Below are 24,989 nucleotides of genomic sequence, written 5' to 3' on the forward strand. Positions count from 1 at the left end.
TCATTCACTGGTAAGGGCCGTGACCGGGTCAAGCCGGGCAGCTTTGCGGGCCGGCATGAAGCCGAAGATGACGCCGGTGACCAGCGCACAGGCAAACGCACCGATCACCGCCAGCGCTTGAAAGGCGATCGCCACGCCGCTGAGCAGCAACACGCCGCCGACCAGTAGCGCCAGGCCGATCCCGGCCATTCCGCCAACCACCGAGAGCATCAAGGCTTCAGTGAGAAACTGCCGCAGGATGTCGCGCTGACGGGCGCCGGTGGCCATGCGAATACCGATCTCGCGGGTACGTTCGCGTACGGTCATGAGCATGATGTTCATCACGCCGATACCGCCGACCAGCAGAGAAATTGCTGCAATCGCCCCCAGCATCAGCGACAGCGTGCCTTGTGTGCGCGCTTCGGCCTGGATCATCGCGGCATTGTTGGTCAGCTCGAAATCCTTCTTGCCGTGGTGCCGACGCAACATCGCCTGTTCGATGGCCTGCTCGGCGTCCTTGACCTTGCGCGCGTCCTTGGCGGCAATCACCACGTATTGCGGATTGCGGCTGCCGAACAGGCGCGTGCTCGCCGCCGAGTAGGGAACGGCGATGCGGTTGTCGCTATCGGAGTCGCCGGAGCTGGCGCCTTTTTCCGCAAGCACGCCAAGGATCTGGAACGGCACGTTTTCGATGAGGATGTATTGACCGATGGGGTCGGCGACATCCTTGAGCAACTTGTCGCGGACCTTGGTGCCGATCACCGCGACAGCGGCGGCGCTGTCCTCGTCGGCCTGGGTGAAGTAGCTGCCCTGGATCACCGGCCAGTTGAAAATCTGCGGAAAGTTGGTGTCATTGCCGCCGACGTAGCTGCTGTGGTCGGCGTTGCCAAAGCGCACTCCGGCGGTCGAGCCGTTGACCGGCATGATGCGCTCCACCTGGGGCAGGGCGGACAGTTCGGCGACGTCGTCGAGAGTGATGATGCCCTCCGGCGTACGCGGGTTCGGCGCCGAGCCGCTGAGGTAAATGATGTTGGAACCGAACGCGCCCATTTGTGCCATGACCTGACGCTTGCTGCCTTCGCCGACGGCGAGCATGACCACTACCGAGGCCACACCAATGACGATGCCCAGCAGGGTCAGCGCGGTGCGAAAGCGGTTGATCCACATCACTCGCCACGCCGCTTGTACAGCGTCCACCAGTTCACCTTTCCAGGCGCCGGTCTGGTTGCTGCCGCTGCTCAGGCGCTGGCGCAGGTCGACCGCTTGCAACGCGCCCGGATTGGCCACAGGCGGCGCGCACGCGTGCTCGGCGCTGTCGCTGATGATCAGGCCGTCGCGGATTTCGATGATGCGTTTGGCCCGTTGCGCCACTTCGCGGTCGTGGGTGATAAGGATCACCACATGGCCCTGATCGGCGAGTTCGTCGAGCAGGGTCATCACTTCAGCGCCGCTGTGGCTGTCGAGGGCGCCGGTCGGCTCGTCGGCGAGGATGATGTGGCCGCCGTTCATCAGCGCACGGGCAATCGACACCCGCTGTTGCTGGCCGCCGGAAAGTTGGTGCGGACGATTGCCGGTGCGAGTGCCGAGACCGAGACGTTCCAGCAGCGCGTGAGCTCGGGCATGGCGCTCGGCGGCCGGGGTGCCGGCATAGATCGCTGGCATCTCGACGTTTTCCTGCGCCGAGCCGGACGGGATCAGGTGATAGCCCTGAAAGACAAACCCGAACGCTTCGCGGCGCAGCCAGGCCAGTTCATCACTGTCCAGATGAGCGACGTTTTCCCCGGCGAAGCGGTATTCGCCGCTGGTCGGTCGGTCGAGGCAGCCGAGGATGTTCATCAGCGTCGATTTGCCTGAACCGGAGGCGCCGACAATCGCAACGAATTCGCCGGCGTGGATCGACAGATCGATCCCGCGCAGCACTTCCACCCGCGGGCTGTCATCACCGCCGTAGGCTTTGCGGATCTGCCGCAGGTCGATCAGAGGCGTGTGCATTCAGCCTCCATGACCAGCGGCCGGCGCGCTGAGAACATGCTCGCCCTCGGCCAGACCTTCCAGCACCTGGGTGCGCAGGCGATCGTTGATGCCGGTGCGCACTTCCCGCGTTTGAATATCACCGTTGGCAGCGACGATCTGCGCCCGCTGCCACTGCGGACGCGAGCCCGGTTGCAGGGCAGCAGTCGGCACGGTCAGGGTGTCTTGCGCCTGTTCGGCGACGAAGAACACCTGGGCGGTCATGTCGGTCATCAGGCTGTGATCGGCGTTGTCGACGTCGAGCAGCACGGTATAAAGAACCACGCGTTCGCTGCCGCTGCGACCACTGGTAGGGCTGCCGCCCTGATTCTGTTCAAGCGGACGTGGTGGCACCGGCAGGATCTGCCGCACCGTGCTGCTCCAGCGCCGAGTGCCACCGCTGAGGGTGGTGAAGTAAGCGGTCATGCCCGGTTTGACGTGGCCAATGTCGGCCTCCGAAACTTCGGCCCATACCGTCATCGGCGACAGTCGGGCGATGCGCAGGATCAGCGGGGTCTGTTGCTGCGCGTTGAGGGTCTGGCCTTCGCGCGCACCGACTGCGACCACGGTGCCGCTCATCGGCGCGTAGATGCGCGTGTAACCGAGCTCCGCTTCGTCGCTGCGCAGGCTGGCCTGGGCCTGGCGGATCTGCGCCTGGAACATGTCGATGCGCGCCTGGGTTGCGCGAACCTCGGCGCGGGCGGTCTGCACGTCTTCCTCGCGGGTGGCGCCACCGGCGGCGAGTTTCTGCTGGCGCTGGTATTTCTGCTGCGCCAGATCGTGCTGGGCGCGTTGCTCCTGCAACTGCGCCTTGAGGTTTTCGATGGAAAAGCGCCCGGCATCGAGCTTGGCTTTCTGTGTCGACGGGTCGATTTCCACCAGCAACTGGCCTTCCTTGACCGTATCGCCAGCCTCGACGTGAATCTTCTGAATCTGCCCCGAAGCCTGTGCACCGACATCCACGTAGCGGCGCGGCTGCAAGGTGCCGAGCGCCGTCACGCTGTTTTCGATATCGCCGCGGCTTACCTGCACAGTGGCAACGGCGTCGCGACCGGGTGGCAAAACCTGCCAGGCAGCAACGGCGATCACGGGAATCAGACAGAGGGCGGCAAACAGCGCGCGACGGGCGGGGCGGGGACGATTCATGCAAGGTTCCGGCCAGTGGTTGCGGCCCGTCGCAAGGCACGACAGACACAGGGGCTGTCCTGTAAACGAGGCATGGGCGACGGAATTTAGCCGCAGACACATCGAGTTACCGCACGCCGGGCGACGACTATTTGTCCGGGATATGGAATCAACTCTTTAAATCTATATGAGAATTACTATAAATTACGCACCTCAAGTTGCCACTATCTTGCTACTGCGTGATCCGCAGGTCTGATCAGTGCGCTCAAGGACAGAAACGGCATCGATGCGGTCGGGAGTCATGTTGGAAAACTACTATCGTGAGCTGGTGTGTTTCCTCAACGCCAGACTGGGCAACCGTCAGGTCGCCGAGGATGTGGTGCATGACGCCTACGTACGCGTGCTGGAGCGCTCCAGCGAGGTGCCGATCGAACAACCACGGGCCTTCCTTTATCGCACCGCATTGAACCTGGTTATTGACGATCACCGCCGCAACGCGCTGCGGCAGGTCGAATCGCTGGACGTGCTCGACAATGAAGAGCGCTATTTCACTCCCTCGCCTCACGGCACTCTTGATCACGGCCAGCGTCTGGAAATGCTCCAGCGCGCACTGGCCGAGCTGCCGCCGCTGTGCCGCGACAGTTTTCTGCTGCGCAAGATCGAAGGCCTGTCCCATCCGGAAATCGCCCAGACCCTCGGTATCTCCCGGGCGCTGGTGGAAAAACACATCGTCAACGCCATGAAACATTGCCGCTTGCGCATCCAGCAATGGGATGGCCAGTGAGCCGCGCCGGTTAAATTTCCTCTCATCGTCCTCGTTCCTACTCAACAGACGACCTGCTGACCTGATTCAGGCCGGTCAGGCCACCCAGGCTTTATTTCCCCGCGTTGAGGGGTTCATCCAGAGGACACTGGAAATGACACAGGCAATTGCATCGCCCATCGTTCACGACCTGATCGGCGTCGGTTTCGGCCCTTCGAACCTGGCACTGGCCATCGCCCTGCAAGAGCGCGGCCGGATCCAGGGCGAACTGGATGTGCTGTTCCTCGACAAGCAGGCCACTTACAGCTGGCACGGCAACACCTTGTCGACGCAGAGCGAGTTGCAGATTTCCTTCCTCAAGGATCTGGTGACCCTGCGCAATCCGACCAGCCCGTACTCGTTCGTCAATTACCTCAAGCACCACGGGCGTCTGGTCGACTTCATCAACCTCGGCACCTTTTATCCATGCCGCATGGAGTACAACGACTACCTGCGCTGGGTGGCCGGGCAGTTCACCGAGCAGAGCCGTTACGGTGAAGAAGTGCAGTTCATCGAACCGGTGTTGCACAACCAGCAGGTTGAAGCGTTGCGGGTGATTTCCCGGGACAGCGACGGCCAGCAATTCGTGCGTACCACACGTTCGGTGGTGGTCAGCGCTGGCGGCACACCGCGCATTCCAGAGGCGTTCAAGGCGCTGAAGGGCGATCATCGGGTATTCCACCATTCGCAATACCTGTCGCAAATGGCCAGGCAGCCGTGCGTGAACAATCAACCGATGAGCATCGCCATCATCGGTGGCGGGCAGAGCGCGGCGGAAGCCTTTATCGATCTCAACGATTCATTCCCGTCGGTGCAGGTCGACATGATCCTGCGCGGCTCGGCCTTGAAGCCTGCGGACGACAGCCCGTTCGTCAACGAAGTGTTCTCGCCGGAATTCACTGATCTGGTGTTCCAGCAGAACAGCGTCGAGCGCGAGCGTCTGGTCAACGAGTACCACAACACCAACTATTCGGTGGTCGACATCGACCTGATCGAACGCATCTACGGCATCTTCTACCGGCAGAAGGTTTCCGGGATTGCCCGCCATGCGTTCCGCACCCTGACCACCGTCGAGAGCGCCACTGCCACGGCAAACGGCATCGAACTGGCCTCGCGCAACAATGCCACCGGCGAAGTCACAGTGCGGATTTACGACGCCGTGGTGCTGGCCACCGGTTACGAGCGCCAGATGCACCGCAAGTTGCTCGCGCCGCTGGAGGAATATCTCGGCGAATTCGAAGTCGATCGCAACTACAAACTGATCACCGACGAGCGCTGCAAGGCCGGCATTTATATGCAGGGCTTCTGCCAGGCCAGCCATGGCCTGAGCGATACGCTGCTGTCGGTGCTGCCGATTCGCGCCGATGAAATCGCTGGCTCGTTGTACGAGCATGGCAAGCAGCGCGGGCACAGTCGCTCGGTGGCGGAGCTGTTGTTGGCGACTGCCAGCTGAAGTATGCGGCGCCTGTCACACCGCTTTCGCGAGCAGGCTCGCTCCCACAATGGATCTGTGAACGCAGGGCAAAACGTGGGAGCGAGCCTGCTCGCGAAGGGGCCATGGATGGCCCCACATATGATCGTTCCCACGCTCTGCGTGGGAATGCAGCCTGGGACGCTCCGCGTCCCTTTCAGAAGCCGAACGCGGAGCGTCCGATGAGGCGTTCCTACGCTGAGCGTAGGAACGATCGCGGGGAAATTCTGAACCCTTCCTGAACACCCCCCACATTCCCCGAAAACACCTCTTCCAGCCGTTTCGCTGCGGGCGTAAGCTGCGCGCGTTTTCATCAATTGCGGAGACCCACAGTGGGTACTTGTTCGAGTGACAGTTGTCGGCCGGTCTCGATCACCGGCAGATTCTCGGCAAGATAACGCGCAGCCTTTCCCTGCCGTTGTCTCGCCGTAACAGCGAGCAGCGGCATCCCGTGCACGACCCGTTCCGGATCGTGTCTCGACGTCCTTCTCATCGACGCTGAACCAAGCGTGCTGACGACCTCAGTCGTCATCGCAGCCTATCGACACGCCTGTCATTCCCGACGGGCGCGCTACGCCTTGCCGTGCCGGTTGTCCCGGTGCCAGGGCGCGGCGGTACCTGCTCGACGGTTTCCCGGCTGACCACAGGGGACACAGCCATGAAACTCACGCTCAAGGAATTTTTCGCAGGCTTTCTGCGCAGCCGTCACATCGCCCGGCACTTCCGTAGCCTCGCGTTGCTGGATTCGATCAACGACACCAGGGTCAGCCGTGAAGTGCCGCCGACGCTGGCCAGTACGCTGGTTGCTGCGGCCCATGCCGACAGCGCCGCGTTGCTGTCGTCGTTGGGCACGCACGGCGAGGGGCTCACCGAGGTCGAGGCCGATGCACTGCGTGCGCAACACGGCCTCAACGAAGTCGAACACGAGCAACCGCTGCCGTGGTGGACTCATCTGTGGCACTGCTACAAAAATCCGTTCAACCTGCTGCTGACCTTGCTCGCGGTGATCTCCTGGCTGACCGAAGACCTCAAGGCGGCCGTGGTGATTTTCTCCATGGTGGTGCTGTCGACGCTGCTGCGCTTCTGGCAGGAGAGCAAATCCAATCAGGCCGCCGATGCGCTCAAAGCCATGGTCAGCAACACCGCCACGGTGCTGCGCCGCGATGGCCCACGCCGGGAGCTGCCGATCAGGCAACTGGTGCCCGGCGATCTGATCGTGCTCTCGGCCGGCGACATGATTCCCGCCGATTGCCGCGTGCTCAGCGCCAAGGACCTGTTCGTCAGCCAGGCAGCGATGACCGGTGAATCGATGCCGGTGGAGAAATTCACCCGGCAGACCGATCGCGACACGCGTAACCCGCTGGAGCTGGAAAACATTCTGTTCATGGGCACCAACGTCGTTTCCGGCAGCGCGATTGCGCTGATTCTCACCACCGGCAACAGCACCTATTTCGGTGCGCTGGCGCAACGGGTCGGCGCGACGGACCGCGCGGTGACCTCGTTCCAGCAGGGCGTCAACAGGGTCAGCTGGCTGCTGATCCGCTTCATGTTCGTCATGGCGCCACTGGTGCTGTTCATCAACGGTTTCACCAAGGGCGACTGGACCGAAGCGCTGCTCTTCGCGCTGTCGATTGCCGTCGGCCTGACTCCGGAAATGCTGCCGATGATCGTCACCTCGACCCTGGCCAAAGGGGCCGTGTTCCTGTCGCGCAAAAAGGTCATCGTCAAACGCCTCGACGCGATCCAGAACTTCGGCGCCATGGACGTGCTGTGCACCGACAAGACCGGCACCCTGACTCAGGACAAGATCTTTCTCGCCCGTAATGTCGACGTCTGGGGTAAGGATTCTGACGCTGTGCTGGAACTGGCCTACCTCAACAGCTACTACCAGACCGGCCTGAAAAACCTGCTGGATGTCGCCGTGCTCGAGCACGTGGAAATCCATCGAGAATTGAAAGTCGGCAGTGCGTTTCGCAAGGTCGATGAAATCCCGTTTGATTTCAATCGCCGGCGCATGTCGGTGGTCGTGGAGGGCCGCGCTCAGCCCCACCAATTGATCTGCAAAGGCGCGGTGGAAGAAGTGCTGGCGGTGTGCAGCCGGGTGCGTCACGGCGAAGTTGATGAGGCTTTGAGCGATGAATTGCTGGCGCGGATTCGCCAGGTCACCGGCGCTTTCAATGCCGAAGGTCTGCGCGTGGTGGCGGTCGCGGCTCGCTCGATGCCTGGAGGTCGCGAGATATACAGCCTGGCCGATGAACAAGAGCTAACGCTGATCGGTTACGTGGCGTTCCTCGATCCGCCGAAGGAAAGCACCGCGCCAGCGCTCAAGGCCTTGGCCGAGCATGGCGTGGCGGTCAAGGTGCTGACCGGTGACAACGAACTGGTGACGGCGAAAATCTGCCGCGAGGTCGGCCTCGCCCAACAGGGTTTGCTGCTGGGCAATGACATTGAGCGCATGAGCGATGCTGAGCTGGCCATGGCGGTCGAGACGACCAACGTCTTCGCCAGACTCACGCCGTCGCACAAGGAGCGCATCGTCCGTGTGCTCAAGGGCAACGGCCATGTGGTCGGGTTCATGGGCGATGGCATCAACGACGCGCCGGCGCTGCGCACCGCCGACATCGGCATTTCCGTGGACAGCGCGGTGGACATCGCCAAGGAAGCGGCGGACATCATCCTGTTGGAAAAAAGCCTGATGGTGCTGGAGGAGGGCGTGCTCGAGGGGCGGCGCACCTTCGCCAACATGCTCAAGTACATCAAGATGACTGCCAGCTCCAACTTCGGCAATGTGTTCTCGGTGCTGGTGGCCAGCGCGTTCATCCCGTTCCTGCCGATGCTGCCGATGCACCTGCTGGTGCAGAACCTGCTGTACGACATTTCGCAGATTGCCATTCCGTTCGATAACGTCGACGAAGAGATGCTGAAACAGCCGCAGCGCTGGCAGCCGGCTGACGTCGGGCGCTTCATGCTGTTCTTCGGCCCGATCAGTTCGATCTTCGACATCACGACATTCGCCTTGATGTGGTACGTGTTCGACGCCAATACCCCGGATCACCAGACACTGTTCCAGTCCGGCTGGTTCGTGGTCGGGTTGCTGACCCAGACGCTGATCGTGCACATGATCCGCACGCCGAAGATTCCGTTCCTGCAAAGCCGTGCAGCCATGCCGCTGATGGTGATGACCGGGGTCATCATGGCGGTCGGCATCTTCCTGCCAATGGGGCCGCTGGCGCATTACTTCAAGTTGCAGGCATTGCCGTCGCTGTATTTCGCGTTTCTGCCAATGATTCTGCTCGCGTACATGGCCCTGACCCAGGCAGTGAAGGGCTTCTACATCCGTCGATTCGGCTGGCAATAGCAGCCATGGGATGCTTTCCCCTGTGGGAGCGAGCCTGCTCGCGAAGGCGCCGTGTCAGTCAATACATCTCTGACTGGTATAGCCCCTTCGCGAGCAGGCTCCCTCCCACAGGGGATATTGATGCGTCGGGGCCGCCGGATGAATGAGCGGATTTTTAGGAAAAGTCCTACAGAGCTATCCCCGACGCTTGCGTAGTCTTGCCCTCCCCAAACCTCACCGGGAGAATGACCATGAGCAACAAAGCGTTGCGCATCCTGATCGCCGACCCGCAGCATTTTCATCGCATGAAAATCGAGCGCCTGTTCAACTCGCTCGGCTACTACCGCGTCGCCCCGGTGCAGAATCTCGGCGAATTGTTGACCCTGGTCGACTACGGCTGCGAGCCGTTCGATGTATTGGTGATCAATGCCGAGCTGGCGGCAGGCTCCCTGGATCTGTCGGGCTTTCTGCTCGATCACCCACAGGTTCGCCACGCTCTGATCTACAACGAACCGTCGGCGCCCTTGCTGGCGGTTGCGGGGTTTGCTCAGGAAAACGCGCAGATCAGCCCGACGCCATTGCCCAATTTACAGCTCATCGGGCAGGTGATGGCGAGAGTCGAAGCTTGCGACGAACGCCAGGCACCGCCCGACTCTCACGCGTCGTTGCGCCATGCCAATGCATAAAAAAACACTCTGCACAACTGTCAGACCTGACAGGTGATTCTCTTGCTCATCCATGTAACAGTGCCGGCGCGGCCACCGACTCCGGGACAGACTGTTGCGGTGTCTTCGATTTTGCAGGAGTACCAATGAAGTCAGCGCTGATCGTCGATGATCACCCAGTCGTGCGCGCGGCCATTCGCATTGTCCTGCAGGCTCAAGGCTTCACGCAGATTCATGAAGCGTCCAATGGCAATGAAGTCGTGCCGTTGATTTGCGCGCATGATCCGCACCTGGTCGTGCTCGATCTCGGGTTGGGGTCCATGGACGGGCTGGAAGTGCTGACGCGAATCCAGATCAAAGCGCCGACGGCACGCTGTCGGATCCTGGTGTTCAGCATGCATGAGCCCACGCATTACCAGGAGCGCTGTTTGCGCGCGGGCGCGCGGGGTTACGTGACCAAGAGCAATCATCTGACGCTGCTGCACGATGCTATCAAAGCGCTGATGTCCGGCCACACCTATTTCTCCGCGTTGCCCAATACCAGCGGTCTGTACAACGCGGTGCAACGCACTGAACAGGAGCTGATCGCGCAGCTGTCCGATCGAGAGTTATGCATTTTCGTGAACCTGGCGTTGGGCAAACCAAACAAAGCCATCGCCCAGGAGATGCACCTGAGTCACAAGACCGTCAGCACCTACAAGACCCGCATGATGGCGAAACTTGGCCTGGGTTCGCTGGTGCTCCTGCGTGAGTTCGCCAAGCGCAATCACTTGATCTGAGTACCTCGACATGACGCAGGGACTGCGGGTTTTGGGGATTTGGCTGGGGCTTGCCGCCTCGGTCTGGGCGAATGATCAGCCGCAGACGCTGGAGGTGCTGGCCCGCCTCGAACCGGGGGGTATCCAGGTCCGCCTCGATGATCGGGAGCGCCAGTGGCTGCGTGAGCATCCAGTTTTGCGCATGGGCATCTCCGGCCCGGATTACCCGCCCTTCGAAATCACCCGCCAACAGCATGAGCTGGAAGGGCTGACCGCCGATTACGCCGATCTGCTGGCGCAACTGCTCGGCATCAGGATCGAAGTGCGGCGTTTCGCCGATCGGCCGGCACTGATGGCCGCACTCAAGCGCGCCGACGTTGATCTCTTGGGCACCTCGAACAGTTTCGAAGCGGCGGATCCGGCCTTTGTTCTGTCGCGGCCGTATGCTGAAGATCAGCCTATGCTGGTCACGCGTCACGACGAGAAGCTGACCGCCGACCTGACGGCCAAACGCATCGCCATGGTCGAGGATTACCTGCCACTGGCCCATGTTCAGGCGTTCTACCCCGGCGCCCACGTGCAGCTTTATGCTTCGGCCATGGATGCACTCGGCGCGGTCGCCTTCGGTGCCGACGACGTGTACCTGGGCGACTTCATCAGCGCCAATTATCTGATCAACACCAACTATCGCAACGACCTGCAATTGGCCGGGCCGTCGGGGCTTGACGCCAATCCGTTCGCCTTTGCGTTATTGCGCAGCGATGTGGTGCTCAAACGCATCGTCGACAAGGCCTTGCTGGCCGTGCCCATGGAGCGTCGGCATCTGATCGAACAGCGCTGGAGCGTCGGCCTCGCCGAGATGGCCGAACAGTCGCGGGTACAGCTCAGCGCCGCTGAACAGCAGTGGCTTGATCAGCACCCGGTGGTGCGAGTGGGCGCGGTCGAAGACTTCGCGCCGTTGGCGTTTTTCGATGCCGAGGGACGCTTCAACGGCCTGGCAGCGCAGTTGTTGAGCCTCATCGCCCAGCGCAGCGGGCTGAATTTCGAGATCGTGCGTGGCACCTCGTTGAACGATCAGTTCGAGCAGCTCCAGGCGGGTGAACTTGATGTCCTGCCGGTAGTGACGCCGAGCACCGAGCGGGAAGCGCAGCTGCAATTCACCCGCGCCTATCTGAACAATCCGTTCGTGCTGGTCAGTGCGGCGAACGGGCCACATCCATTGCCGCTCGACGACCTGGCGGGCAAACGCCTGGCCATCTATCGCGGCCACCCGTTGCGTGAATACCTGCTGCAACGCGTGCCCGGACTACGTCTGGTCGAAGTGAAAAGCCCCGCCGAAGGCATGGCGCTGATTGCCCGAGGACAGGTCGACGTAACGGTGAGCTCGTTGCTGGTGGCGCGTTTTCTGATTGCCCGGCAGTACCGCGATCGCCTGCGAATTACCGGCACCGTTGGCGATCAGCCGGCGCGCATCGCATTGGCCACGGCGCCGCAATCGGCATTGCTGCACTCGATCCTGAACAAGGCGTTACTGAGCATTGCGCCGCAGCAAATGGATGAACTGGTGGAGCGCTGGAGCCACGATGTAGTGGTCGAGAACAGCTACTGGCTGCGCCACCGTCAGGAGATTCTGCTGGGTTTCGCCAGCGCAGCTGCCTTGCTTCTGTTGTCACTGCTGTGGATTGGCTGGCAGCGCCGGCAGATCCACCAGCGTCAGCAATGGTTGCTGCAACTGCAACAGGCCAAGGACGCGGCGGACGAAGCCAGTCGGGCCAAGAGCACTTTTCTGGCGACCATGAGCCACGAGATCCGCACGCCGATGAACGCCCTGATCGGCATGCTCGAACTGGCCCTCAAGCGCGCAGAGGAGGGCGTCACCGATCGACTCGCCATTCAGGTGGCGTCGAATGCCGGCCAGCAATTATTGGCGTTGATTGGCGACATTCTCGATATCGCTCGTATCGAGTCCGGGCATTTGTCCCTCGCGCCCGAGCGGGCCAACCTGCGCGAGACGGTGTTATCGGTGTGTCGGGTTTTCGAAGGGCTGGCGAGGCAGAAACGCTTGTTGTGGCGCATCGAGCTTGATCCGCGCGCCGACGTGGATGTGCTGGTCGATCCGACGCGCTTCAAACAAGTACTGTCCAACCTGTTGAGCAATGCGATCAAATTCACCGAGGCAGGCGAGGTCAGCCTGCGACTGCAGGTCGTTGCAATATCGGACGAGCAAGTGAATGTGCAGGTGCTTATCGAAGACAGCGGCATCGGTATAAGTGCCGAGGATCAAAAGCGCCTGTTCAGCCCGTTCGTTCAAGCGAGCAATAGCCTTCAAGCGGCGCGCAGCGGTTCCGGCCTGGGGCTGGTGATCAGCCGTAACCTCTGCGAAATGATGGGCGGCACGCTGGGTCTCGATAGTGATCTCGGGCAAGGCACGCGAGTAAAAATCAATATCCAGTTGCCGCTGCTGACGTCGGTGGCGACCACACTGGCAACGCCCGAGCCGGCAGCCGCGACCTGTGTATTAAGCGTGTTGGTGGTGGACGATCACCCGGTCAACCGCTTGCTGATGTGCTGGCAATTGAGCGAACTCGGGCATCGCACGGTAGATGTGGGCGATGGCGAACAGGGGCTGGACCGCTGGCGAACCCAGGCCTTCGATGTGGTGATCACCGACTGCAACATGCCGCGACGCAATGGCTATGAACTGGCACAGGCGATTCGCAACGAAGAAGCCGCCAGCGGCCGCAGGCCCTGTCTGATCCTCGGTTTTACGGCCAACGCGCAAATCGAAGAGCGCCTGCGTTGTCTGGATGCCGGTATGGACGGCTGCCTGTTCAAACCGATTCGCTTGCATGATCTGGCTGAAGCCATGAACGGCGCCCGCCGTTGCGAGCTTCACGAAGATGAACCGCCTGGCGCCGAGTCGGTCGAGATTGACCTGAGTGCCCTGGAGCAGATGGCCGGGACCGATCACTCGTTGATCGAGCGTTTGCGCAAGGAAGTCGGCAACAGCCTGCGTGATGATCTCCAGGCTCTGGATCATATCCACGTCGGCGACCGCAACGGCCTGCGTGAGCTGGCCCATCGCATCAGGGGCGGCGCGCAAATGGTCGGCGCTGCGCGGGTTGTTGCGGCGTGTGCAGATCTGGACACGGCGTGCCGAGACGGTGATAACGCGTTTATCGAGCGTGCCATCGGCAAGCTGCGCGACGCCATGCACGGCCTCGCACGGTGCCTCTGAACCAATGCAGTCTGCTGTGGGAGCGAGCCTGCTCGCGAAATGCGCGCTGCTGACCCAATTGTTCTGCACATGGAACACTCAAGCCGGTTTTCACCGTCTAGTCGAATATTCGATATGCCTTTAGGCTTAATCCAATGCATTTACCCATTGGAGACCCCATGAAAAACATCATCGGCATTTACACCAGCCCGCGCGGCCATTGGGTCGGCGATGGTTTCCCGGTGCGCACACTTTTCTCTTACGACAACCTGGGCAAGCACATCAGCCCGTTTCTGCTGCTCGATCACGCTGGTCCCGCCGAATTCACCCCGACCACTGAACAGCGTGGCGTCGGCCAGCACCCGCACCGTGGTTTTGAAACCGTGACCATCGTTTACGACGGCGAAGTGCAACACCGCGACTCCACCGGCAGCGGCGGCACCATCGGCCCGGGCGACGTGCAGTGGATGACCGCAGCGTCCGGTATCCTCCATGAAGAGTTTCATTCGGAGAATTTCGCCAGAACTGGCGGCAAGCTGGAAATGGTCCAGCTGTGGGTCAACCTGCCGGCCAAGGACAAAATGGCCGCGCCGGGTTACCAGACCATTCTCGACCGCGACATTCCCAGCATCGCGCTCAAGGACAACGCCGGCAGCCTGCGACTGATCGCCGGTGAATTCGACGGGCACACCGGACCTTCGCGCACCTTCACGCCGATCGATGTCTGGGATCTGCGCCTCAATGCCAGCAAGTTGCTGACGCTTGATCTGCACGAAGGACGCAATACCGCACTGGTGGTGCTGAAAGGTTCGGTGCAGGTCAACGGTGCGGAATCGGTAGGGGTCGGGCAGTTGGCGCTGTTCGAACGCGACGGTGATCGACTCACTCTCCAGGCCAGCGAAGACGCGGTGGTATTGCTGCTCAGCGGCGAGCCGATCGACGAACCGATCGTCGGCCATGGCCCGTTTGTGATGAACACCGAGCAGGAAATTCATCAGGCCTTCGCCGACTTCCAGTCCGGGCGTTTTGGCCGGATGCACGCCTGACCCCGAGCTTTACTGGCAACTGAAACTTCCCTGTGGGAGCGAGCCTGCTCGCGAATGCTCTGATTCAGTCGAAGAGGTAGTGACTGACAGGACGCCTTCGCGAGCAGGCTCGCTCCCACAGGTTTTTCAGCGTCTGATCGTTCCCACGCTCTGCGTGGGAATGCAGCCGGGGACGCTCCGCGTCCCACAGCCTCAAGATCGCAGCCTTCGGCAGCTCCTACAGGGTTTCGCAGTGTTTTCAAGCGGCGGTTCATCCGCCGAAATCAATTGCTCCTACACTGTGCCAATCTGTGCGATCTTCTCGCGATTGGCCTTTGTCGGAGTTGTTTGATGCTGTCTCTGCTGACCGAACACCCGTTGTTTAGCGCGTTGATCCTGATCCTGCTCGATCTTGGCCTGTGGCGGCTGATCAGCTCTCGCGGCAGCGAATGGAAGCTGCTGGTGCGGGTGCTGATTTTCGCCCTGTTCAGCATTGTGCTGTTCAACGAAGGTCTCAACCCGATGGAACCGGCGCCGTGGGCCGACAACGTGCCGCTGCATCTGGCGGCGACCGGGTTGCAGATCGGCTGGTGGCTGTTTGGTGCGCGGACCCTGACGGTGCTGATCGGCGCGGTGATGATGCAGCGGGTCGGCCACACCGGCCGGCTGTTGCAGGACTTGCTCGGCGCGGTGATTTTCCTCATCGCGATCATTGCGGCGCTGGCGTACGTGCTCGATCTGCCGGTCAAAGGCGTGCTGGCGACGTCCGGCGCGTTGGCGATCATCGTCGGTCTGGCCTTGCAGAGCACGTTGAGCGACGTGTTCTCCGGCATCGTCCTCAACACCACCAAGCCCTATCAACTCGATGACTGGATCTCCATCGACGGCACCGAGGGCCGCGTCACCGACATCGACTGGCGCGCCACGCGTCTGCAAACCAGCCAGGGCAGCATGGCCGTGATACCCAACTCGCTGGCGGCGAAAGCCAAAATCATCAACTTCAGCCGACCGAGCAATATGTTCGGCGTTTCCGTCAGCGTGCCTGTCAGCCCCCATGCCCGGCCCAGTTCGGTAATCGAGGCGCTGGAGCGGGCAATGCAGGGTTGTCGGCAATTGCTCGACACACCGGCGCCGAGCGTGTCGTTGAAGAGTTCTGCCAGCGGCGGCGCGGAATACGAAATCAGTGGATTTGTCGCCTCGATGGGCGAGAAGCGCGTGGTGCGCAATCAGTTGTTCGACCTCGCTTACCGGCATTTGCAGGCCTCCGGGGTCAATCTGCTGTCGAGCAACGAGACCAGCGCCGCGCCGCAGTTGTCGCGGCCACGGGCGCTGCTGGAAAGCTCACCGATCTTCTCGACCCTACGCGAGGAAGAAAAAGACACCTTCAGCCAGAACATGACCCTGCAAACCTTCCGCGCCGGCGAAACGATTCTGGCGGGCGGGGAGGTCAGCGATCATCTGTTCATCATTGAATCCGGCGTGGTTTCGGTGACGCTCAAGCGCCATGGTGCGCCACTGGAATCCGGGCGCATGGGGCCGGGCGAGGTGATCGGCGAGGCCGGGATTCTCTCCGACACCGCGCTGCCGGCGGATTTTTCCGCTAAGACTTTCTGCGCCCTGTATCGCATCGAGAAGTCCTACCTGAAACCGTGCCTGGACGCGCGCCATGACATCCATGATGCGATGCAGGCGTTGCTCGATTTCCGCCTGCACAAGGCGCAGTCGCTGACCGAGGAAGCGCCCGTGGTCGCGCCGAAAAGAGGCTTCCTGCAATGGCTGCGTAATCGCGTCTGAGCTGTCGCATTGTCATTCGATGCAACCTGCGCGGCGTTCTCAGGGTCACAATTTGCAATCCCACCGGGCAGGAGTTGCAGATGATGAAAAACCTGCGGATCGCCACCTTCAACGTCAACGGCATGCGCGCGCGGCTGCCGAATCTGCTGGAGTGGCTCAAGCGCGAGCAGCCGGACATCGCCTGCCTGCAAGAGCTCAAGTCAGTCGACAGCGCATTTCCCGCCGCCGAACTGGAGGCCGCCGGTTACGGCGCGATCTGGCAGGGCCAGGCGTCATGGAATGGCGTGGCGATTCTGGCGCGTGATGCGCAGCCGCTGGAGAGTCGACGCGGTTTGCCCGGCGATCCCGATGACACGCACAGCCGCTATATCGAAGCGGCGGTGCACGGTGTGCTGGTCGGTTGCCTGTATCTGCCCAACGGCAACCCGCAGCCGGGGCCGAAATTCGATTACAAACTGGCCTGGTTCGAGCGTCTGATCAATTACGCCAAAGACCTGCAAAGCAGCGATCACCCGGTGGTGCTCGCCGGTGACTTCAATGTCGTGCCCACCGACATGGACATCTACAACACGCGATCCTGGCTCAAGGATGCTTTGTTGCAACCCGAAAGCCGCGAGTGCTATCAGCGCCTGCTGGGCCAGGGCTGGACCGATTCCCTGCGCCACGTGTATCCCGAAGAACGCATCTACACCTTCTGGGATTATTTCCGTAACCATTGGCAAACCAACTCCGGCCTGCGCATCGACCACCTGCTGCTCAACCCGGCATTGAGCCCGTATCTGCACGATGCCGGCGTCGACGCCTGGGTGCGCAACGAACCGCACGCCAGCGACCATGCACCGACATGGATTCGCATCGCTTCGCGGAAAAAGCGCTGAGCGGGCGATTGGCGAAATCAATTGTCGGAAGCCGTGCTTGATCCCGTATACAGGGCAACATCCACGCAGTGTTCTGCGGCCCATGCATAAGGATCGAGCAATGAGTGCGCTACGGCTGAGCAATACCAATCTGTATCTGCAACGTTTGGGTTTCGATGCGCCGCCGCCACCGACACTGGATACGTTGCGTCAGTTGCAACTGCGCCATACCGCCGAATTTGTTTTCGAAAATCTGGCTACGATCATGGGTGAACCGGTGTCGATCGACCTGGACTCCATCGAAAGCAAGGTGCTGCAGCAAGGGCGGGGCGGCTACTGCTACGAACTCAACCATTTGTTTTATGCGCTGCTGCTTGAATTGGGCTTCGACGCGCGGGCGATCAGCGGGCGCGTGGTGATGAATCAACCGGAAGGCAGCTGGACGGCGCGCACCCATCGTTTGAGTCTGGTGACCATCGACACAGTGCGTTACATCACCGACGTCGGCTTTGGCGGCATGGTGCCGACCGCACCGCTGCTGCTCGACAGTGAACATGAGCAACTAACCCCGCACGAACCCTACCGCATCGACAAGCAGAACGAAGGCTACCTGCTGCGCGCCCAGGTCGCAGGCGAGTGGCGGCCGATGTACCTGTTTGATCTGCAGCGCCAGGAGGACATCGATTACACCGTTGGCAACTGGTACGTCTCGACGCATCCCGAGTCACCTTTTGCCCAGCGCCTGATGCTGGCGCGCACCGGCGCTGGTTGGCGCAAAACCCTGAACAACGGCAGTTTTGCCATTCATCACATGGGCGCGGACAGTGAGCGGCGCGAGGTGGCGGATGTCGACGAGCTGATGAAATTGCTGCGGCGTGAGTTTGATCTTCAGGTGCCTGATTCACCGCGTGTGCGGCAAGCGCTGGCTCGGGTAATCGCGCCAGCCTCCATCTAAGGCTTTACATCAGGCTCCAATACGCGACGGATCTCCCCGATTGCCGCTGACAGCTTTCTCTCGAGACTCTTGAGATCGGTGGCGGTGATGCCTTTCTTGAATTGCCCCGTCAGACCTGAATCGTCAGCGCTTTCCTGTTGGCGTGCGCCATCAAGCAGAGCATGGCGCAGGGTGTTGTTGATCACAGTCTGGTAGCCAAAGCCCTCGGTTTCTGCGGCGCTACGCGCCGCTTCGATCACCGCGTCATCAAGCATGATGGTGATGCGGGTCTTGCCCTTGTTCGGCACTACTGCGCCGCGTTTACCTGCGGAAAAGTCATATTCGTCTTTCATCGGTCAAGCCTCCTTAACTCCGGTCGTAACTAAATCTCCTCAATTTCATTATGCATACTTTATATGCATAAAAAAGAGCGCAACTACACCGTCGGTCGCCGTAGACACTTCAGCCTAGTGGGCACTGGCGCGAGCGCAACGGGGATGTGTTGCCGAATTTGTTGGGGCAAGAAGCGCAGACTAGAAGGTTGGATGGCTACCTAACCATTATGTGACTGACAAGTTGTATACAACTCTATGGACATTTGTCCTGAGTATTGAATACAGTGTGCGCATAACAAAAACCAGGGAACCCCCCACCATGAAAACGCCCCATGTTTCACACCAACGGCCCGAGGACGAAAACCTCGGGGTCGGCGCGAATATGGCTTACGGCCTGCAACATGTTCTGACCATGTACGGCGGTATCGTTGCGGTGCCACTGATCATTGGCCAGGCGGCCGGTCTGTCGCCGGCGGACATTGGTCTGTTGATTGCTGCTTCATTGTTTGCGGGGGGGCTGGCGACGTTGCTGCAAACCCTGGGTCTGCCGTTTTTTGGCTGTCAGCTGCCGCTGGTCCAGGGCGTATCGTTCTCTGGTGTGGCGACCATGGTCGCGATCGTCAGCAGTGGCGGGGAGGGCGGTTTCCAATCGGTGCTGGGCGCGGTGATTGCCGCCTCGTTGATCGGCTTGCTGATCACGCCAGTGTTTTCGCGCATCACCAAGTTCTTTCCGCCGTTGGTCACCGGCATTGTGATCACCACTATCGGCCTGACGCTGATGCCAGTGGCCGCACGCTGGGCAATGGGTGGCAACAGCCACGCGCCGGACTTCGGCAGCATGCAGAACATCGGTCTGGCAGCGGTGACGCTGGTGCTGGTGTTGCTGTTGAGCAAGGTTGGCAGCGCGACCATTTCTCGGCTGTCGATTCTGCTGGCCATGGTCATCGGCACGGTGCTGGCGGTGTTCCTCGGCATGGCGGATTTCTCCAGTGTCACCACCGGTCCCATGTTCGGCTTCCCGACACCGTTCCACTTCGGCATGCCGACCTTCCATTTCGCCGCGATCCTGTCGATGTGCATTGTGGTCATGGTGACGCTGGTGGAAACCTCGGCAGACATCCTTGCCGTGGGCGAAATCATTGACACCAAGGTAGATTCCAAACGCTTGGGCAACGGCCTGCGCGCCGACATGCTGTCGAGCATGTTTGCGCCGATCTTCGGATCGTTCACGCAAAGTGCTTTCGCGCAGAACGTCGGCCTGGTGGCGGTGACCGGGATCAAGAGCCGATTCGTGGTGGCCACCGGCGGTCTGTTTCTCGTCGTCCTCGGGCTGCTGCCGTTCATGGGGCGGGTGATTGCCGCCGTGCCGACTTCGGTTCTTGGCGGCGCAGGGATCGTGCTGTTCGGCACCGTGGCGGCGAGTGGCATTCGCACGTTGTCGAAGGTGGACTACCGCAACAACGTCAACCTGATCATCGTCGCCACTTCGATCGGTTTCGGCATGATCCCAATCGCAGCGCCGAACTTCTACGATCACTTCCCGAGCTGGTTCGCGACGATTTTCCATTCGGGCATCAGTTCATCGGCAATCATGGCGATCCTGCTCAACCTGGCGTTCAACCACTTCACGACCGGCAACTCGGATCAGCAGTCGGTGTTCGCCGCAGCCGAAGAGCGCACGCTGCGTTATCGCGATCTCGCCGCGCTGCGTGAAGGCGATTACTTCAGCGACGGCAAGCTGCATGATTGCGATGGCAAGGAAGTGCCGGTGATCGAGCCGGATGACCATGATCATGGCCACGGCGCGCCGAAGGTGCAGGTGAAAAGCAGCGAACATGTCTGACCGCTGCGTCTGAAAGGGAAAAGGCCGATCTGCCCAACAGATCGGCCTTTTGGTATTTTTCGTGCGCCCACAAAAAAGCCCCTGAACCTTGCGATTCAGGGGCTTTGCTATTTGGCTCCACAACCTGGACTCGAACCAGGGACCCAGTGATTAACAGTCACTTGCTCTACCAACTGAGCTATTGCGGAATTGGTGCGTATGTTACTGATTCAAAAAGAGAAGTCAAGCATCGCCTGGCAATTTTTGCGATTCATGGGGACGGACGGCATTTTGTCAGCGATTGGCGGTTACCAGAAATACTTCAGAGGTCTACCATGGCAGCCCGGAAGTGGTCACACGCGCTACCGGCCATTCGCCGCAAAGGTACGCGCCATGACTCAAATCACCCGTAACATCGAGGTGCTCGCATGAGCACTGCACAGATCAGCCTGCCCAAAGGGATCGGCCCGCACGCCGAAAAACTCTTCGAGGCAATCATCGGCGCCAGTACCGCCGAAGAATTGAACCGCGCCGGCGGCAAGGCCGAAGGTTTCGTCCTCGGTCTCGAAAGCAGCAAGGCCATCAAAAGCCAGGTCGCCGAATCGCTGTATGTGATTTACGACGATGCCGCCACCCAGCGCTCGGCTGAACTGGCTTAACTGCCGAAAGTAATCGTGCCGAGCATCAGCTTGGCATAGACCGCTGTCGCCGCCAGTTGCACCAGCCACAGGGCCAGGCCACCGAGGAATACCCCGGTGGCGACTTGCAGCACCAGGCTCTTTTCACGCTTGGCCGGAGCGCGCGGGACGAAATCATCCAGGTCGTCACGGTCGGCGCGCAGGTTGTCGTTTTTCATGTGGGTTCTCTTCAAAAATCTCGGGTGTACACAAAACCGGTAGGAGCTGCGGAACGCTGCGATCTTTTGATCTTGATCTTGGAAACAAGATCAAAAGATCGCAGCCTCGTTGCACTCGTCAGCTCCTGCACTTTGAATTGTGTGCAGTCTAGAGGTTGCACGGCGGTTCCAGGGACAAATAAAAACGGGAAGCCCAAAGGCTTCCCGTTTTTCATCGCGCGGCGAAATCAGATGACCTGAACGATCGCGTCCGTCACAGCCTTGATGTTGCTCTGGTTCAGCGCAGCCACGCAGATGCGGCCGGTGTCCAGGGCGTAGATGCCGAACTCGTTGCGCAGGCGATGCACTTGTTCAGTGGTCAGGCCGGAGTAGGAGAACATGCCGCGCTGACGACCAACGAAGCTGAAATCGCGGCCCGGGGCTTTTTCCGCCAGCAGGGCAACCATCTGCTCGCGCATGCCGCGAATGCGCAGGCGCATCTCGGCCAGCTCGGCTTCCCACTGTGCGCGCAGTTCCGGGCTGTTCAGCACCGCAGCAACAATGCTGGCGCCATGGGTCGGCGGGTTGGAGTAGTTGGTGCGGATCACGCGCTTGACCTGCGACAGCACGCGCGCGCTTTCTTCTTTCGATTCGCTGATGATCGACAGTGCACCAACGCGTTCGCCGTACAGCGAGAACGATTTGGAGAACGAGCTCGAGACGAAGAAGGTCAGACCGGATTCAGCGAACAGGCGCACAGCGGCGGCGTCTTCATCGATGCCGTCGCCGAAACCCTGGTAAGCCATGTCGAGGAACGGCACGTGACCTTTGGCCTTGACCACTTCCAGTACCTTGTTCCAGTCCGCCGGGGTCAGGTCGACGCCGGTCGGGTTGTGGCAGCAAGCATGCAGGACAACGATCGAGCCGTTCGGCAGGGCGTTGAGGTCGTCGAGCATGCCGGCACGGTTCACGTCGTGGGTGGCAGCGTCGTAGTAACGATAGTTCTGCACCGGGAAACCGGCGGTTTCGAACAGCGCGCGGTGGTTTTCCCAGCTCGGGTCGCTGATCGCCACGACAGCGTTTGGCAGCAGTTGCTTGAGGAAGTCGGCACCGATTTTCAGTGCGCCGGTCCCGCCGACGGCCTGAGTGGTGATGACGCGACCGGCGCTGATCAGCGGCGAGTCGTTGCCGAACAGCAGTTTCTGCACGGCCTGGTCGTAGGCAGCGATGCCATCGATCGGCAGGTAACCGCGCGAAGCGTGTTGCGCGACGCGAATCGTCTCGGCTTCGATCACCGCGCGCAGCAGTGGAATTCGCCCCTCTTCGTTGCAATACACGCCCACGCCCAGGTTGACCTTGGTGGTCCGGGTATCGGCGTTGAATGCTTCGTTGAGGCCCAGGATTGGATCGCGGGGTGCCATTTCGACAGCGGAGAACAGGCTCATTATTACGGCGGCTCTGAATGGAGAGTGGAGGGACGTGTAGCGCTCCAGCCGAATGCACTAGAGCGGTGCACAAACGGGGAGCTAGTATAGAGGCCATCACCGCGCAATGGCGACAGGCGAATCGGCTTTTGGGGTAAGTTTTTCCGATTATTTCTGGACCGTTAGTCGATTGACTTTGTCAGACTCTTTACCGGATGTAGGACGTTTGCCTTGAAAGGTCAGGCAATCGCCACCACATTCAGCACAATCCAGGTTTTTTCTTGCGCGACATCGGTCGTTTGCGGTCGTCCTCGTGGTGCTCCGTCTGACGCGGAGCGCCGCGAATCCAGAGGTGTGTATGTCGGAATTCCAGCTAGTCACCCGCTTCGAGCCTGCCGGCGATCAGCCGGAAGCCATTCGCCAGTTGGTTGAGGGCATTGACGCCGGGCTGGCGCACCAGACATTGCTCGGTGTGACCGGCTCGGGCAAGACCTTCAGCATTGCCAACGTCATCTCGCAGGTACAGCGGCCAACGCTGGTGCTGGCGCCGAACAAGACCCTGGCCGCGCAGTTGTACGGTGAGTTCAAGGCGTTCTTCCCCAACAACGCCGTTGAATACTTCGTTTCCTATTACGACTACTACCAGCCCGAAGCCTATGTGCCGTCGTCCGACACCTTCATCGAGAAGGACGCGTCGATCAACGACCACATCGAGCAGATGCGACTGTCCGCGACCAAAGCGTTGCTGGAGCGCAAGGACGCGATCATCGTCACCACGGTGTCGTGCATCTATGGTCTGGGCAGCCCGGAAACCTATCTGAAAATGGTCTTGCACGTTGATCGCGGCGACAAGCTCGATCAGCGCGCGCTTCTGCGGCGCCTGGCTGACCTGCAATACACCCGCAACGACATGGATTTTGCCCGGGCGACGTTCCGCGTGCGCGGTGATGTGATCGATATCTTCCCGGCGGAATCCGATCTGGAAGCGATCCGCATTGAGCTTTTCGACGACGAGGTCGAGAGCATTTCCGCGTTTGATCCGCTGACCGGCGAAGTCATCCGCAAGATGCCGCGCTTCACTTTCTATCCGAAGAGCCACTACGTGACGCCTCGGGAAACCCTGCTCGACGCCATCGAAGGCATCAAGGTCGAATTGCAGGAGCGCCTCGAATACCTGCGCAGTAACAACAAACTGGTGGAGGCCCAGCGCCTGGAGCAGCGCACCCGTTTCGACCTCGAGATGATCCTCGAACTGGGTTACTGCAACGGCATCGAAAACTACTCGCGCTACCTTTCCGGGCGTCCATCCGGCGCGGCGCCACCCACGCTTTACGACTACCTGCCTGCCGACGCCTTGCTGGTGATCGACGAATCCCACGTCAGCGTGCCGCAGGTCGGCGCGATGTATAAGGGCGACCGTTCGCGCAAGGAAACCCTGGTGGAGTACGGCTTCCGCCTGCCTTCGGCGCTGGACAACCGGCCAATGCGTTTCGACGAGTGGGAAGGGGTCAGCCCGCAGACCATTTTCGTTTCGGCGACCCCCGGCAACTATGAAGCCGAGCACGCCGGGCGCGTGGTCGAACAAGTGGTGCGGCCGACCGGTCTGGTCGACCCGCAGGTTGAAGTGCGGCCGGCGCTGACTCAGGTCGATGACTTGCTCTCGGAAATCACCAAGCGCGTGGCGATCGAAGAACGTGTGCTGGTCACCACGCTGACCAAGCGCATGGCCGAAGACCTGACCGATTACCTCGCCGACCACGGCGTGCGCGTGCGTTATCTGCACTCGGACATCGATACCGTCGAGCGCGTCGAGATCATCCGCGATTTGCGCCTCGGCGTGTTCGATGTGCTGGTCGGGATCAACCTGCTGCGTGAAGGCCTCGACATGCCGGAAGTGTCGCTGGTGGCGATTCTCGATGCTGACAAGGAAGGCTTCCTGCGTTCCGAGCGCTCGCTGATCCAGACCATCGGCCGCGCGGCGCGTAACCTCAATGGCCGGGCGATTCTCTACGCCGATCGCATGACCGGTTCGATGGAGCGGGCGATTGGTGAGACCGAGCGCCGTCGCGAGAAGCAGATCGCTTTCAACCTTGAGAACGGCATCACCCCGAAAGGTGTGATCAAGGACGTCGCCGACATCATGGAAGGCGCCACCGTACCGGGCTCGCGCAGCAAGAAGCGCAAAGGCATGGCCAAGGCCGCCGAAGAGAACGCCAAGTACGAAGCCGAACTGCGCTCGCCAAGCGAAATCACCAAACGCATCCGCGCGCTGGAAGAGAAGATGTACCAATTGGCGCGGGATCTGGAGTTTGAAGCGGCGGCGCAGATGCGCGACGAGATTGCCAAACTGCGCGAACGATTGCTTACGGTATAAGGGATCGTTCCCACGCTCTGCGTGGGAATGCCGCCCGGGACGCTCTGCGTCCCATCGCTCGCGTGACGCAGAGCGTCACAGGATGCTTTCCCACGCAGAGCGTGGGAACGATCATTGTGTATCCCTGTGGGAGCGAGCCTGCTCGCGAATGGCCTTCACACCATCCGAAGGGCTTAGGGCATCTGGCTTAAATACCCTGCCCGCTGGAGCGGGGCGGGTGTCGCC

General features: G+C 60.8%; 19 protein-coding genes and 1 tRNA gene. 14 read left to right on the forward strand and 6 right to left on the reverse strand.

Translation table 11 applies throughout. The features are described 5' to 3' along the window. Positions 1 to 1,971 (reverse strand): MacB family efflux pump subunit, encoded by a 1,971-nt coding sequence (locus tag AB9L16_RS08650; RefSeq protein WP_375123378.1) that lies wholly within the window; start codon positions 1,969 to 1,971, stop codon positions 1 to 3. Further along, positions 1,972 to 3,135 (reverse strand): efflux RND transporter periplasmic adaptor subunit, encoded by a 1,164-nt coding sequence (locus AB9L16_RS08655; RefSeq protein WP_150635768.1) that lies wholly within the window; start codon positions 3,133 to 3,135, stop codon positions 1,972 to 1,974. Between the two features lie 280 nt (positions 3,136 to 3,415). Here AB9L16_RS08655 and AB9L16_RS08660 point away from each other — a divergent pair, with 280 nt between their 5' ends. The 10 genes from AB9L16_RS08660 (at position 3,416) to AB9L16_RS08705 (ending at position 17,995) form a co-directional block, all read left to right on the forward strand. After that, complete coding sequence (locus tag AB9L16_RS08660; protein ID WP_041478511.1) at positions 3,416 to 3,898, forward strand: sigma-70 family RNA polymerase sigma factor; 483 nt, start codon at positions 3,416 to 3,418, stop codon at positions 3,896 to 3,898. Positions 3,899 to 4,031: 133 nt separating this feature from the next. Continuing rightward, positions 4,032 to 5,369 (forward strand): lysine N(6)-hydroxylase/L-ornithine N(5)-oxygenase family protein, encoded by a 1,338-nt coding sequence (locus tag AB9L16_RS08665; protein WP_375123379.1) that lies wholly within the window; start codon positions 4,032 to 4,034, stop codon positions 5,367 to 5,369. Between the two features lie 676 nt (positions 5,370 to 6,045). Continuing rightward, entirely contained in the window at positions 6,046 to 8,745 is a 2,700-nt protein-coding gene (gene mgtA / locus AB9L16_RS08670; protein WP_375123380.1) for a magnesium-translocating P-type ATPase, read from the forward strand. 230 nt (positions 8,746 to 8,975) lie between these two features. Continuing rightward, positions 8,976 to 9,410 carry a chemotaxis protein CheY gene (locus AB9L16_RS08675; RefSeq protein ID WP_375123381.1) on the forward strand — a complete coding sequence of 145 codons (435 nt, stop codon included), beginning with the start codon at positions 8,976 to 8,978 and terminating at the stop codon, positions 9,408 to 9,410. A 125-nt stretch (positions 9,411 to 9,535) separates the two neighbouring features. Then, positions 9,536 to 10,168, forward strand: a complete 633-nt coding sequence (locus AB9L16_RS08680; RefSeq protein ID WP_056784337.1) for a response regulator transcription factor — start codon at positions 9,536 to 9,538, stop codon at positions 10,166 to 10,168. Positions 10,169 to 10,178: 10 nt separating this feature from the next. Then, on the forward strand, positions 10,179 to 13,385 hold the full coding sequence (locus AB9L16_RS08685; protein WP_375123382.1) for a transporter substrate-binding domain-containing protein: 3,207 nt from the start codon (positions 10,179 to 10,181) through the stop codon (positions 13,383 to 13,385). Between the two features lie 158 nt (positions 13,386 to 13,543). After that, the gene (locus tag AB9L16_RS08690) at positions 13,544 to 14,410 is read left to right on the forward strand and encodes a pirin family protein (RefSeq protein WP_375123383.1); all 867 of its coding nucleotides are present in this window, start codon (positions 13,544 to 13,546) and stop codon (positions 14,408 to 14,410) included. A gap of 330 nt (positions 14,411 to 14,740) precedes the next feature. Beyond that, the gene (locus AB9L16_RS08695) at positions 14,741 to 16,183 is read left to right on the forward strand and encodes a mechanosensitive ion channel family protein (protein ID WP_041478518.1); all 1,443 of its coding nucleotides are present in this window, start codon (positions 14,741 to 14,743) and stop codon (positions 16,181 to 16,183) included. An 83-nt stretch (positions 16,184 to 16,266) separates the two neighbouring features. After that, complete coding sequence (gene xth / locus AB9L16_RS08700) at positions 16,267 to 17,061, forward strand: exodeoxyribonuclease III (protein ID WP_252877805.1); 795 nt, start codon at positions 16,267 to 16,269, stop codon at positions 17,059 to 17,061. A 100-nt stretch (positions 17,062 to 17,161) separates the two neighbouring features. Further along, positions 17,162 to 17,995, forward strand: coding sequence for an arylamine N-acetyltransferase (locus tag AB9L16_RS08705; RefSeq protein ID WP_375123384.1), 834 nt, complete (start codon positions 17,162 to 17,164; stop codon positions 17,993 to 17,995). Here the strand turns inward: AB9L16_RS08705 and AB9L16_RS08710 are convergent. Next, positions 17,992 to 18,327, reverse strand: a complete 336-nt coding sequence (locus AB9L16_RS08710) for a BrnA antitoxin family protein (protein WP_150741429.1) — start codon at positions 18,325 to 18,327, stop codon at positions 17,992 to 17,994. The genes AB9L16_RS08705 and AB9L16_RS08710 overlap by 4 nt on opposite strands. Positions 18,328 to 18,628: 301 nt before the next feature. On the opposite strand from AB9L16_RS08710, the gene AB9L16_RS08715 reads away from it, so the two are divergent. Beyond that, positions 18,629 to 20,152, forward strand: coding sequence for a nucleobase:cation symporter-2 family protein (locus AB9L16_RS08715; protein ID WP_024012376.1), 1,524 nt, complete (start codon positions 18,629 to 18,631; stop codon positions 20,150 to 20,152). A 112-nt stretch (positions 20,153 to 20,264) separates the two neighbouring features. Here AB9L16_RS08715 and AB9L16_RS08720 read toward each other — a convergent pair. Beyond that, positions 20,265 to 20,340 (reverse strand) — tRNA-Asn (locus tag AB9L16_RS08720). 10 nt (positions 20,341 to 20,350) lie between these two features. Here AB9L16_RS08720 and AB9L16_RS08725 point away from each other — a divergent pair. Then, positions 20,351 to 20,563, forward strand: a complete 213-nt coding sequence (locus AB9L16_RS08725; protein WP_375123385.1) for a hypothetical protein — start codon at positions 20,351 to 20,353, stop codon at positions 20,561 to 20,563. Further along, entirely contained in the window at positions 20,560 to 20,790 is a 231-nt protein-coding gene (locus tag AB9L16_RS08730; protein WP_375123386.1) for a hypothetical protein, read from the forward strand. Before AB9L16_RS08725 ends, AB9L16_RS08730 begins: the two co-directional genes overlap by 4 nt. Here AB9L16_RS08730 and AB9L16_RS08735 read toward each other — a convergent pair. Together AB9L16_RS08735 and AB9L16_RS08740 are read right to left on the reverse strand one after the other, a co-directional pair. Continuing rightward, positions 20,787 to 20,987, reverse strand: a complete 201-nt coding sequence (locus tag AB9L16_RS08735) for a hypothetical protein (RefSeq protein WP_056784354.1) — start codon at positions 20,985 to 20,987, stop codon at positions 20,787 to 20,789. The genes AB9L16_RS08730 and AB9L16_RS08735 overlap by 4 nt on opposite strands. Positions 20,988 to 21,214: 227 nt before the next feature. Then, complete coding sequence (locus AB9L16_RS08740) at positions 21,215 to 22,411, reverse strand: amino acid aminotransferase (RefSeq protein ID WP_016773918.1); 1,197 nt, start codon at positions 22,409 to 22,411, stop codon at positions 21,215 to 21,217. A 337-nt stretch (positions 22,412 to 22,748) separates the two neighbouring features. Between AB9L16_RS08740 and uvrB the strand changes: the two genes are divergently transcribed. Beyond that, complete coding sequence (gene uvrB, locus AB9L16_RS08745; protein ID WP_016773919.1) at positions 22,749 to 24,764, forward strand: excinuclease ABC subunit UvrB; 2,016 nt, start codon at positions 22,749 to 22,751, stop codon at positions 24,762 to 24,764. Positions 24,765 to 24,989: the final 225 nt, after the last annotated feature.

Origin of the sequence: Pseudomonas sp. LW8 (genome assembly GCF_041956865.1) — a bacterium.
GTDB lineage: Bacteria > Pseudomonadota > Gammaproteobacteria > Pseudomonadales > Pseudomonadaceae > Aquipseudomonas > Aquipseudomonas siliginis.